Origin of the sequence: Shewanella sp. VB17 (assembly GCF_013248905.1) — a bacterium.
Classification (GTDB): Bacteria; Pseudomonadota; Gammaproteobacteria; order Enterobacterales; family Shewanellaceae; genus Shewanella.
On the sequence record NZ_JABRVS010000001.1, the window covers coordinates 2,070,080 to 2,082,790 of the forward strand.

Sequence of the window (12,711 nt, forward strand, 5' to 3'; positions counted from 1 at the left end):
TACTTTGGACAAGAATATGAAGATTCTCGTTGTTGATGACTTCTCAACAATGAGACGTATCATCAAGAACTTGTTAAGAGACTTGGGTTTTAACAACACTCAAGAAGCAGATGACGGTTCAACAGCATTGCCTATGCTTCAAAACGGTGACTTTGATTTTGTCGTCACTGATTGGAACATGCCTGGTATGCAAGGGATTGATTTATTGAAAGCGATTCGTGCTGACGAAAAATTGAAAGGTATTCCCGTATTAATGGTGACTGCAGAGTCAAAAAGGGAACAAATCATTGCTGCAGCACAAGCTGGTGTGAATGGTTATGTGGTTAAACCCTTTACAGCAGCAACATTAAAAGAGAAATTAGACAAAATTTTCGAACGACTCGGTTAATCAAGGTTGTGTTATGCAGGCTATTACTTCAGGGTTTATTTCACTAGAACAAGCGACACAACTTGTAGATCTGCTTACAAAAGGTGAGCAAGAGGAAGCTGATAACTTGTTAAGGGATATTACATCACCGATTCAAACGGAGCTATTCGATGAAGTTGGAAGATTAACTCGGCAGTTACATAGTGCTATTGTTGATTTTCAGGTTGATGATAGGCTATCGACATTAACGAGTACAGAAATTCCAGATGCTAAAGAACGCTTAAATTATGTTATTGAAATGACAGAAAAAGCGGCCAATAAAACAATGGATGCAGTAGAAGATTGTTTACCATTGGCTGACATGCTCGCGACTAATATTCAGTTAGTTAAGCCTAAGTGGACTAAACTCATGAAGCGTGATCTAGCGCTGACTGAATTTAAAACCTTATGCCATGATGTTGAACAATTTGTTGAGCAAAGCGAATTGGATTCCATGAGATTAAAAGAATTACTCAATAACATCTTATTGGCTCAGGATTTCCAAGATTTGACGGGGCAGATTATTCGTAGAGTGATCGATTTAGTTCGAGAAGTAGAAAATAATTTAGTTTCTATGCTTACTGTATTCGGTGATCAACCTGCTAGTGAAAGCTTACCAATCTCAGATACAGGTATTGAGGCCGAAGGTCCGATAATTAATGCCGAGGAACGAGAAGATGCCGTTGCAGGTCAAGATGAAGTTGATGATTTGTTGTCGAGTCTAGGTTTCTAATTAGGAGTCATATTAATGTCATTCGATGTTGATGAAGAGATACTGCAGGACTTTTTGATAGAAGCTGGTGAGATTTTAGAGCTTCTATCAGAACAGTTGGTGGCTTTGGAAAATAATCCAGAGGATACGGAACTGCTAAACGCGATCTTCCGTGGATTTCATACGGTTAAGGGGGGGGCGGGTTTTCTTGGTTTGAATCCTATGGTAGCCGTTTGCCATGAAGCAGAAAATACATTTGATTTACTGCGTACAGGTAAGCGAGGTGTTTCTGCTGAGTTAATGGATATTATTTTGCAGGCTGTTGATGCAATCAACTCCATGTTTGCTCAGACGCAAGCTGCTGAAGAGCAGGATGATGCTGATCCCGAATTGCTTGCTAATTTAAAATTACTCAGTGCGGGTCAATTATTACCTAATGAAGGCGGTGCTGAAGAAGCGGCGGCTCCAGCTGAAGAATCAGAAGAGACTGCGGCAAGTGATGTTAAGGATGACGCTGATTCTGGCATGGATCTATTTGATGAAGAACCAGCTGCTATCGATAGCAGTGAAAGCATAGACGAAATAGATGAATCTGAGTTTGAAGCACTCCTTGATGCACTTCATGGAAATGATGCTGCTGATAAACCGGCAGCGGATGAAGTTGATCCAAATAGTGATATTACAGATGATGAATTCGAGTCATTATTAGATAATCTACATGGTTCTGGTCAGTTTAAGTCAAATGAAGTTGCTCCAGAGGCCCCTGTTGATTCTGATGACATTACCGATGATGAGTTCGAAAAGTTACTCGATGATTTACAAGATACTGATACTTCTGAAAAAGCATCAACTCCACCAACTGAAGTGGAAGCCAAAATAGAACCTGAGCCAGAAAAAGCCGTGACGGCGGCTCCTGTAGCAGCTAAAGAAGCACCAGCTGCGGCAGCTGCGGCAGCTAAAGAAGCACCGGCACCTAAAGCTAAAGCGGCAGGTAAACCCGCCGCAAGTAATATGCCTCAGGCTGAAACAACCGTTCGTGTCGATACCGCGCGTTTAGATCAGATCATGAATATGGTTGGTGAATTGGTTTTGGTCAGGAATAGACTTCTTAGTCTTGGTATCGCACGTGATGATGAAGAAATGTCTAAAGCGTTAGCTAACTTAGATCTAGTTACTGCTGATCTGCAGGGTGCGGTGATGAAGACGCGTATGCAGCCAATTAAGAAAGTATTTGGCAGATTCCCTCGAGTTGTTAGAGATTTAGCGCGTACCTTGAAAAAAGAAATTGACCTTAAGATGATCGGTGAAGAGACCGATTTAGATAAAAATCTAGTGGAAGCACTCGCCGATCCCTTAGTTCACTTAGTGAGAAACTCCGTTGATCATGGTATTGAGATGCCTGATGATCGTGAGGCTACAGGCAAGCCTCGAACAGGGACTATCGTTCTTTCTGCAAGTCAGGAAGGTGATCACATCTTACTTAAAATTGAGGATGATGGGGCAGGGATGGATCCTGTTAAATTAAAAGAGATCGCCATTAGTCGAGGTGTGTTGGATGAAGATACAGCATCCAGAATGTCTGATACTGAAGCTTATAATTTGATTTTTGCGCCTGGTTTTTCTACTAAAGTTGAAATTTCAGATATTTCAGGGCGCGGTGTTGGAATGGATGTGGTCAAAACTCGTATTGCTCAATTGAATGGTACGATTGATATCGATTCTTTGAAAGGCAAGGGGACAGTCTTAAAGATTAAAGTTCCCTTAACTCTTGCGATTATGCCTACATTAATGGTTCAAGTTTCTACGCAAGTATTTGCTTTGCCTTTGTCAAGTGTGAGTGAGATTTTTCATTTAGATTTAACTAAAACCAATGTAGTGGACGGTCAGTTAACTGTTATTGTTAGAAAAAAAGCCGTGCCACTATTTTACCTTGAACGTTGGTTGAGTCGCAATCCTAGCACATCTTCACAGGGTAAAGAAGAGCACGGCCATGTTGTTATTGTTCAATTAGGAACCAAGAAAATTGGTTTTGTGGTCGACTCTTTAATTGGTCAGGAAGAAGTGGTTATTAAGCCACTTGGTACTTTGCTTCATGGTACACCGGGAATGGCTGGTGCGACTATAACATCAGATGGTGGTATCGCACTTATCATAGATATTCCAGGATTATTAAATAATTATGCAAAAAAATAAAATGATATGCGAATAGGAAATTGAATGAGCATTAAAGTTCTTATTGTTGACGATTCAAGTTTTTTTCGTCGAAGGGTAAGTGAAATAGTCTCTAAAGACCCTGATTTGGAAGTGATAGGAACGGCAGTAAATGGTGTAGAAGCGGTGAAAATGGCTGCGGAGCTTAAACCAAATGTTATTACCATGGACATCGAGATGCCAGTTATGGATGGTATTACAGCGGTACGTGAAATTATGGCGAATTCACCCGTTCCCATTTTGATGTTTTCATCGTTAACCCATGATGGTGCTCAAGCCACACTTGATGCGCTAGATGCTGGCGCATTAGATTTTTTACCGAAACGCTTTGAAGATATTGCGACCAATAAAGATGAGGGCATACGTCTTTTACAACAAAGAATAAAGACCATAGGGCGTCGAAGAGTGTATCGCTCTGTAACACCTCCGATTGTTAAATCAGTACCAGAATCTCACTCTAAACCCTTAAACACAACTCCTTTACCTCGTGCTAGTACTAATGTTGCGACTAAAGCTAATACGTTTAATCGGGCTTCAGGTAAAAAATATAAAATTTTGTTAATTGGTACGTCTACTGGAGGACCCGTTGCGTTACAAAAAATACTGACTCAATTTCCACAAAATTACCCTCACCCTATTTTGTTGGTCCAGCATATGCCAGCAGCTTTTACACCTGCTTTTGCCGCTCGATTAAATGGGCAGTGCAAAATAGAGGTGAAAGAGGCTGTATCAGGTGATCAACTTAAAGGAGGACATGCGTACCTTGCTCCTGGAGGAATGCAGATGATGTTAGATCGTGCTGGCACTCATGGTCGTTTAAAAGTGGTTGCGGGTAGTGAAGATATGAATTACAAACCTTCTGTTGATATCACCTTTGCTTCTGTGTCAAAAATATTAGGTAAGGATACTTTAGCCGTTATTTTGACGGGAATGGGAGCCGATGGTAGAGAAGGTGCGCGCATGCTAAAAAGCTCAGGTGCGACCATTTGGGCACAAGATGAAGCTTCGTGTACTGTATATGGTATGCCACAGGCTGTCACTACAGCTGGTATTTCAAGTCAGTCTATTGGATTAGAACAGATGGCAGAGGCTATTTTACGAGAATCATCTAATGGCTAAGCCTAAGAGGAAGTTGAATACTTTCTCTATTGTAGTGATTCTTTTACTTTCAGTTGCTGTATTCGTCTTAACGTTATTATATTTAGATGTTTGGCGTAAGAATACTTTATTAGCATTAGATATCGAACGGTTGGAAAGTAGTCAAGTACTGCTTATGGTACCAGATGAACATGCTGAAGCAGTAGCAAAATGGATGTCTGAAAACCCAGAGGCGACAAAAAAACTATTAGTTCAAGCTCAGCCTAAACAAAAAATTAAAGTAAATTTTGGTCCAGATACAGGGCTTGAAAAAGACCATGTTGGATTGTTCAATCAGGCTCAGAATTCGGACCGGTTAGCGACAGAAATAGAGATATTTGATGAACTAAAGTTGAATGCTAATGATGAGCTATTAATGAGCAATAGTGGTAATAAGGATGACATATCGATATTGCTTCAAGGTAGTGAAGCTGTTTCTAAATTATCGATTGTTAATGTTAACAATATTGATAAGAGTGTTGATGCTAAGCAAGTTATAGGGGCACATACCGTTTCAGAAAATGCCGAAGGTGTAAAAATTATCGTTTTGCCTCATGGTGGAATTAGAGTGACAACTCGAGAGAATGACTAGTTGAAAGTACTAATAATAATAGTGTTGAGGTTTTTTTGAAAATTTGGGCAATAGCGAATCAAAAAGGAGGTGTTGGTAAAACAACAACGGTAGCCAGTTTAGCAGGGACACTTGCGAAGCGTGGTTTGAAGGTGTTAATGATAGATACCGATCCTCATGCTTCTTTGGGGTACTATTTGGGTATTGATTCTGAATTGCTCACGTCTTCTCTTTACGATCTTTTTTTAGACCATAAGCAGCTTACAACAGAGCGAATTAAACAACATATTGTGTTAACAGCTGTAGAAGGAATTGATCTGCTTCCATCAACAATGGCGTTAGCAACCTTAGACAGATCATTAGGACATCAAGGAGGCATGGGGCTGATATTAAAAAAATTACTTTTGTTGGTAGAAAATCATTACGATATTGCACTAATCGATTGTCCACCGGTATTAGGTGTATTAATGGTTAATGCTTTGGCTGCGAGCGACCATATTATAGTGCCTGTCCAAACAGAGTTTCTTGCGATTAAAGGTTTAGATAGAATGATTAAAACTATGATTTTAATGGGAAGGACAAAAAAAACTCGATATCGTTTTACCATAGTACCGACGATGTACGATCGTCGTACAAAAGCGTCATCAGCCGCTTTACAGAATTTAAGCCAAAAGTATGAAGAGCAACTATGGCCAGATGTGATCCCTGTTGATACTAAGTTTAGAGATGCGAGTTTAGCTCACCTTCCCGCATCACATTTTGCAGTCAATAGCCGTGGGACTAAAGCATACGAAAGATTATTAGAATATCTACTGACAGGAGCATTACCTCATGTCAAGCTCAGTTGATGATGCTGTTTTAGATTATTTTTCTCTGTTATTAGAAGAGGAAAATAATGAGGTGGGAAATGACGCGTCATTATTTGATGTACCTCGATTTAAAAATCTACAGGGAGCGGTCCAAATCAGGACTGAAAAATCATTCAGTGTTATAGATCGAAAGGCAATATCTCATGATAAATTTGATTTGTCTCTTATTGATAGTCCTAAGCAATGTACTCAGCAACAGAGTGAGCAAAATACTTTGCTTCAGATACTAGCTAAGTCGGAAAATACTAATGTTGAAATAAAAGCACTGAATCCTCATTTAGATAAACAGGCTCTGGAGCAATTACTTGAACCCATACTTAAATCTGAACCTGTGGTCAATACGGCGACGATAAAAAAGAGTGAACGTAGTGGCATCGAGACAAAGCTGACAGAAAAAGTGCAAGTTAAGAGCCTAATTCAAGAAAGTCAGGCATCAAAACAGGCAGAGAAGAGCGATTTTGAGACAAAATTTGGTGAAATTCGACCTAAAGTGACAAAAAATCTACTTGAAACTCTCGATGATGAGTTTCAAGTACTATTCTTTAAGGTGGCAGGGTTAACATTGGCAGTGCCATTGATAAGCTTAGGGGGAATAGTAAAACTTGAGAAGCTCAATCATATTATGGGGCGGCCTTCGTGGTATAAAGGAGTCCAAACTCATAGGGATTCACAATTAAACGTTGTTGATACGTGTGCTTGGGTTATGCCAGAGAAGTATAATGATACATTAGCTGAATCCGTAAACTATCAATATGTTGTATTATTAGAGGATAGTAACTGGGGGTTAACGTGTGAGTCCTTAGTTAATTCGGTAAAAATCATGAAATCGGATGTCAATTGGCGGAATAAAGCGGGTAAACGTCCCTGGTTGGCTGGAGTTGTAAAAGAGCAGATGTGTGGCATATTGCATGTGCATTCACTCATTGAGTTATTAAATTCAGGTTTAGGTAGTCAGGATCCTGTTGGCTGAGGTAAATATGACAGACGCAAAACAAGTGGCGAAAAATAAAGATGACGAAGTGTTGCAGTGGGTAACATTTAGGCTTGATAATGAAACTTATGGCATTAATGTCATGCAAGTTCAAGAGGTATTGAGGTATACCGAAATAGCACCTGTACCTGGAGCACCTGAATATGTGTTGGGGATTATCAATCTTCGAGGCAATGTGGTCACAGTGATAGACACGCGTTCTCGTTTTGGATTAGCATCTTCAGAGTTGGATGATTCAAGTCGTATTGTTATTATAGAAGCTGAAAAGCAAGTGATAGGTATTCTTGTTGACAGCGTTGCTGAAGTTGTTTACTTACGTGGTTCTGAAATTGATAATGCGCCCAACGTAGGTACAGAAGAAAGTGCTAAGTTTATCCAAGGTGTGAGTAACCGAGATAACGAGTTACTTATTCTTGTTGATCTTGATAAGTTATTATCTGATGAAGAGTGGATGGAAGTAACGGAAGTCTAACGGTAGCAGATGCTTGGAATTTTTGCCGACAGTACTTGTTGAGTTGTCTGTAAACCTTAGTCTGTGTCGTTATTTACGTAAAAAATGACACGCTAGGGATAATTACTTGCATGGGTTTGCTTAGTGAGCCTTCGTGGCTGTGTGTTTCGCAGTTAAGTCTATTTTGCGCTGCCTTTGATTAAATGTATTGAGCTTGGGCAAAACCAAGCTCAAAAGAGGCCCGTCTCTGGTAATTCGAGACTGATTACTGTTTTAATGTAGAGTCATAAAAATATGATTGGTAATGAGATATTATTCGCTGTATTTATGTGTGTGATAGCCTATTTGGGTTTATTACTCTACCAGCATAGAGAACTCAAAAAACTAAACATTAAAATAGATGCGCTAACGCTTTTACTAAAAGAAACAGATCACCAAGGTGAAACGATGAAGCGTGAACTACAAGAGTTGAGGAGCGGCACGATTGGGATTGGCCGGCGTATGCAGGAGCTTGAAAAGAAAGCTGCTCAACAAGATGCGAGGTTGGATGAAACTAATCAACAGGATCCCCAAGCTAAGCTTTATACCCGAGCGATGAAAATGGTTGACTTAGGTGCAGGTGTTGAAGAGTTGATACATGAGTGTGAAATACCAAAAGCTGAGGCTGAATTACTCATTAGATTACACTGCAAAAGTTAACGGAATAGGTTTAATTGCATTTATTGTAACGATTAGCGGACAAACTTAAAATAGGTCCTGTCATATCTTTGATGTTAAACCTCCTCTATTATCTTATTATGGATATTGTTCCATTCTTCTGGAAACTTACCATCTAGCATATAAGCAAAAGCGATGAGTTCTGCAATCAGCAAATACAGCTCCTTAGGGATTTCATCCCCAAGTTCTAAGCGTTGAAGAAAGTCACTGAGATGGGGATTTTTGTGTATATGTATCCCCGCTTCTTCAGCTAATGCTATAATTTCATCGGCGACAATTCCAGTTCCTTTTGCTGTGACTTTGGGGGCATTTTTACCGTCAAAACCCAGTGCAATCGCTTGTTTAGTTTTTTTGTTATTCATCTATTTTCCTTAGTTGCTCCCTTATGCTTTTATCTTCACTAAGAAGTGATCACCTGGCAGTAGACTTGCTGGAAGTTTTGAATATTGTGTTGATACTTTTTCCGGTGTGAGTCCTATGTCGCTTAATTTTTTGATAAGAGGGGGAAGTAAGCTGTTTATTTTTTTTAATTGCTCCGTATTTTCAGCATTAATCGTCATATTTAGCCGTGCTTCATTGACTTGCGCTTTGATTAAAATCGGCCCCTGCAGTAAGTTAAATTTCAGTTGTAGTTTCCAGTTAACAGATTTATTGCTATTTGTCTCTTGAGTGAAGTGACCTTCAAGGTTGTCTTGATGTTGATTAAAAGAGTAAGGTAAGGTGAAATACCAGTTTGTTGACCCATTCATTTCACCACTGGCTTGAGCATATAGATTTAAGTTGCTGACTAATTTCCCTACCGCCTCAGTCGTTCCTGCTTTATCGAGCATAGAAAGCAGTGAATGATTCGTTCCTGCTTTCTGCTGAAGCTTTTGAAAATAATTTAAGGTGATCTGACTGATTGTTATCTTATTATTTTCTTGGTAGGTATTTAATGGGCTTTCTTTCACGCCAAGAAGAAGGTGAAATAGCATGGATAGAGAGCTCATATGTGATAATAATGGCTTCGCGAGTACTTTCATATCCAGTGGTGAGCTTAGTTGTAGTTGCCCTATAAGTTCACTTTGTATTTTATTAGGATTGGTTAACGAGACTAAGGTAGAAGGCGTGAGTTGAGGTATGAGTTTATTTAGTAACGTTGCTAGGTTGTGTTGTGATTCTTGCTTGTTACTCACCTCAATAGGTAAACTACCCGCTTTACCAAAAGCTTTGTTTAACGCTGCTAACATTAACGTTTGTTTCGAGTCTTGTTGGGTAGCGTTTTTTTCATTAATCACCAATTTCCTAGGATCCTGCTCTGGTTTTACATTTGATTGAATATGTAAAGAGTCAACTTGAGTTTGTGGTCGTTGCTGGTGAGAATTAGCCTCAGTGTGTAAGTGAGTGTTAATGTTTTGATGAAGGTTGGCATGTTGGTGTGCTGGAGGTGTCATAGGCTTAGATGCGTTTGGTGAGTTCATTGACGTTGATGGGTCTTTCATGGATATTTTTTCTAATGGTTTGACTAATAGAGTATAAAGTCTCGCGATTTCAGGTTTTGCTTGGAGTAATGGTATTTTTTCCAGTGTCTGTGCTGATTTTTTGCTCGATTCAGTGAAGGATAATTTGATATCGGTTTCAGTGATAATCGGCTTTAAGGTTAACTGCCATTTTTTATTGCTGAAGTGTACGCTAGGCAGAACGGATATTTGGCGCGAATTGGCCGATTGTTTACTAGGTAACATGATAGAAGAAGGCAGGTTGATTTTTAAACCGTTTGATAATATGAGATCCCTACCAATGAGTTGAGCATAAGGTAGAGGGTAACCTCCATTTCTTGAACTTAATAATTTCAGTTGATTAAGATTGAGATCACTGGCTTTTACTAACTGCTTAATCTCCAATGGCAATGCAAATGTAATCATGTTGCCTAGCGCCAACAGTTGACTTATCGACGTCGTTAATTGATGCAATGTGGTCGCAGTTGATATAGGGTCAACTGCTATTTTAAGAAGGTAATCTGCAGCGGAAAAAATATTTTTTTGGGTTTGATTTGGTAAAACATGAATATTGAAGTTAATTCCTTTAATGGAAATTTGTTGGATCGTTGATGTCATCTTGATGGTGTCAGGTTTTATCAATTGAGATTGAATAACGGGTAACGGTTTTGAACTTGGTGCGTTTATGGCGTGTGTGGATGGAGCGGATGGGAGTCTAAGGCTTGATGAAGATGCAGTATTAGTAGTATGGGCATTCGTGTTGTTGTCTGTGTTTATCTGTTTGAATTGATCTGACATTTGGTTTTTCTCACTGTTTTGCATTCGTACTTATCATTTTCTTCATTTAACAATTGATCTATTTTTTTTGCCGAGTATCCTTAGCGCACTTACAATATAACCATACTCATTAGTTTAGTTGTTTCTTTCTAGGGATGCTTTCTTATCGTTATAAACGAAGAGAACTCTTAGTTTTGATTGACTGGATGCTAAAAATGACTGAAATGAATTCAGTTGTGTGATCGAAGAGAAAAATATGAAGTTTAATAAAATCATGCTGATTATAGCATCGTTTATCCTCTCTCCTCTTTCTGTGTCAGGACAGGAAGTTTCATCTGAAAGTATGTCGAGTGTAGACAGTCGACAAATTGTCGACCCAAATCCTCAACAAACGAATGATATCGCTAGTCAGGTGGCAGGATCTAGTGTGACCGTTACTTATAACGATCCTAGAGACCCTATCGAAGGATTCAATCGGGCTATGTGGGATTTTAATTATGAATTTATGGACCGTTATTTTTATAGGCCCGTCGCTCATGGTTATAAGGACTATGTCCCTTTACCTGTAAAAACAGGAGTTAATAATTTTATAACCAATCTTGATGAGCCTAGCTCTCTTGTGAATAATACCTTACAAGGTAAATGGGGTTGGGCAGCCAATGCCGGTGGACGATTTACCATCAATACGACGATAGGTTTATTAGGTATCATTGATGTAGCTGATATGATGGGATTACCGCGTAAACAAGATGCTTTTAATGAAGTACTGGGTTATTACGGAGTACCAAATGGTCCTTATTTTATGGCTCCTTTCTTAGGACCTTATGTCACCAGAGAAATCGCATTTGACTGGGTTGACGGTTTATACTTCCCATTTGCTGATTTTACCATTTGGCAGTCTTTACTGAAATGGGGACTTGATAGTCTCCATAAACGTGCAGAAGTGATTGATCAAGAAAGATTGATTGATAATGCACTCGATCCTTATACCTTTGTGAAAGAGGCTTACTTTCAACATATGGATTATAAAGTGTATGATGGAGATGTACCTGTTGATTTAGATGAGGATGAACTTCTCGATGAGTATCTTGACGAGCTAGACTAGTTAAAAGCACTATGTCGAGAAGTGATAGTTTAATGTTGTTAATAGCTTAAGCACTAACGGCATCATCACTTACCACGATGCTCTTCATGAAATAGATGACGTCGTTATCTCATTCACCGCTTTGTTCAGCTATCCTACAGAGACGTAAACTTTCTATAAAAGGATCTTTAATGGCACTAAATGAGTTAGTTGTTTTACTTGTTGAAGATGATCCTGTCTTTCGTCGAATTGTAGCGAGTTTTCTCGATAGCCGTGGAGCGACAGTGCTTGAAGCTGACGACGGAGAACAAGGGTTAGATAAATTTAAGCAATATACTGTTGACATTGTACTGGCAGACTTGAGCATGCCGATTATGGGCGGGTTAGTGATGCTCAAAAAAATGTCTGAAATTAACCCAAGTGTGCCTTCAATTGTGATATCAGGCAACCAAGTGATGGCTGATGTTGTCGAAGCGCTGAGAATTGGTGCCTGTGATTATTTGGTTAAGCCAGTGGCTGATTTATTTCTGATTGAAAATGCCATTAAACAATGTCTCGATGATAGGCACATGAAAGATGTGCAACTTAAAGACATGGAAGAGCTTTCTTATCAGGAGTTACAAGATAATTTAGTTTTGCTAGAGCAAAATGCAGAAGCTGCGAAAAATGTACAACAACAGCTGTTTCCTCCTTCCCAGATAAACTACCCTACAGCTAAAATAGATTACAGCTTATTTAAGAACGATGAGGTGAGTGCTTACTTTATTGATACTGCCAATGTTGGCGATAAACATTTGGTAATGTATATGGCACATTTTCATCCTCAGGATAATCGTGCTGCTTTTGGTAGCGTGCTTTTGAAAAGCTTTGTGAATCAGAAACTGAAACTTTTCCGTGATGGATCAACACAAGCCATTATCGAACCCTACAATATGCTTTGTTACCTAAATGATAGGATGACTAAGTCAGGTTTAGAGATCTTTATTGATATTGTTTATGTGGTTGTTGAGCTGACTCAATATAGGGTATCAATCGCTCAAGCTGGACATGGTTTGAGGAGTTATATTCGTAATAATGAAGGGCTAACTCCCTTGGCACTACCGGATTCTCTGCAGTTAGGCATTTTAGACTGGGGACAACCTAGTGCTCAATTTAGGACCTTAATGCCCGGAGAGCAGCTTTGTATTTCATCTAGTGCGCCTGAACATAAACAGATGCTACTTGATGATCAATTTTTGGGTCTCACCTATGATATTCAGCTCCCAACGGGCGGGTATGTGCAATTGTCTTTTTAACATCTTGAATGA

At 39.3% G+C, this 12,711-nt stretch carries 13 protein-coding genes; 11 read left to right on the plus strand and 2 right to left on the minus strand.

The genetic code is table 11. From position 1 onward, the window contains the following. Window positions 1-4 precede the first annotated feature (4 nt). The 9 genes from cheY to HQQ94_RS08955 all read left to right on the plus strand — a co-directional run bounded on the left by cheY (window position 5) and on the right by HQQ94_RS08955 (window position 8,047). Complete coding sequence (gene cheY, locus HQQ94_RS08915) at window positions 5-388, plus strand: chemotaxis response regulator CheY (protein ID WP_173294084.1); 384 nt, start codon at window positions 5-7, stop codon at window positions 386-388. A gap of 13 nt (window positions 389-401) precedes the next feature. Beyond that, entirely contained in the window at window positions 402-1,139 is a 738-nt protein-coding gene (locus tag HQQ94_RS08920; RefSeq protein WP_173294085.1) for a protein phosphatase CheZ, read from the plus strand. Window positions 1,140-1,154: 15 nt separating this feature from the next. Then, entirely contained in the window at window positions 1,155-3,311 is a 2,157-nt protein-coding gene (locus tag HQQ94_RS08925; RefSeq protein WP_173294086.1) for a chemotaxis protein CheA, read from the plus strand. Between the two features lie 24 nt (window positions 3,312-3,335). Continuing rightward, a complete protein-coding gene (locus HQQ94_RS08930) occupies window positions 3,336-4,448 on the plus strand; it encodes a chemotaxis response regulator protein-glutamate methylesterase (RefSeq protein WP_173294087.1) in 1,113 nt (370 codons plus the stop codon). Further along, window positions 4,441-5,058, plus strand: coding sequence for a hypothetical protein (locus HQQ94_RS22325; RefSeq protein ID WP_217274017.1), 618 nt, complete (start codon window positions 4,441-4,443; stop codon window positions 5,056-5,058). Before HQQ94_RS08930 ends, HQQ94_RS22325 begins: the two co-directional genes overlap by 8 nt. 35 nt (window positions 5,059-5,093) lie before the next feature. Beyond that, window positions 5,094-5,885 carry a ParA family protein gene (locus HQQ94_RS08940; RefSeq protein WP_173294088.1) on the plus strand — a complete coding sequence of 264 codons (792 nt, stop codon included), beginning with the start codon at window positions 5,094-5,096 and terminating at the stop codon, window positions 5,883-5,885. Next, window positions 5,869-6,876: a chemotaxis protein CheW gene (locus HQQ94_RS08945; protein WP_173294089.1), complete on the plus strand. Its 1,008-nt coding sequence runs from the start codon at window positions 5,869-5,871 to the stop codon at window positions 6,874-6,876. Before HQQ94_RS08940 ends, HQQ94_RS08945 begins: the two co-directional genes overlap by 17 nt. Window positions 6,877-6,883: 7 nt before the next feature. After that, window positions 6,884-7,369 (plus strand): chemotaxis protein CheW, encoded by a 486-nt coding sequence (locus HQQ94_RS08950; RefSeq protein WP_173294090.1) that lies wholly within the window; start codon window positions 6,884-6,886, stop codon window positions 7,367-7,369. Between the two features lie 276 nt (window positions 7,370-7,645). Further along, window positions 7,646-8,047, plus strand: coding sequence for a DUF2802 domain-containing protein (locus HQQ94_RS08955; protein ID WP_375335716.1), 402 nt, complete (start codon window positions 7,646-7,648; stop codon window positions 8,045-8,047). A gap of 74 nt (window positions 8,048-8,121) precedes the next feature. Here the strand turns inward: HQQ94_RS08955 and HQQ94_RS08960 are convergent, their stop codons facing one another. Continuing rightward, on the minus strand, window positions 8,122-8,427 hold the full coding sequence (locus tag HQQ94_RS08960; protein WP_173294092.1) for an EscU/YscU/HrcU family type III secretion system export apparatus switch protein: 306 nt from the start codon (window positions 8,425-8,427) through the stop codon (window positions 8,122-8,124). 21 nt (window positions 8,428-8,448) lie between these two features. Further along, entirely contained in the window at window positions 8,449-10,365 is a 1,917-nt protein-coding gene (locus tag HQQ94_RS08965; protein ID WP_173294093.1) for a hypothetical protein, read from the minus strand. A gap of 211 nt (window positions 10,366-10,576) precedes the next feature. Here HQQ94_RS08965 and HQQ94_RS08970 point away from each other — a divergent pair, with 211 nt between their 5' ends. Both HQQ94_RS08970 and HQQ94_RS08975 read left to right on the plus strand, forming a co-directional pair. Continuing rightward, complete coding sequence (locus tag HQQ94_RS08970; RefSeq protein ID WP_173294094.1) at window positions 10,577-11,425, plus strand: VacJ family lipoprotein; 849 nt, start codon at window positions 10,577-10,579, stop codon at window positions 11,423-11,425. A 170-nt stretch (window positions 11,426-11,595) separates the two neighbouring features. After that, window positions 11,596-12,699, plus strand: a complete 1,104-nt coding sequence (locus HQQ94_RS08975) for a response regulator (protein ID WP_173294095.1) — start codon at window positions 11,596-11,598, stop codon at window positions 12,697-12,699. Window positions 12,700-12,711 lie beyond the last annotated feature (12 nt).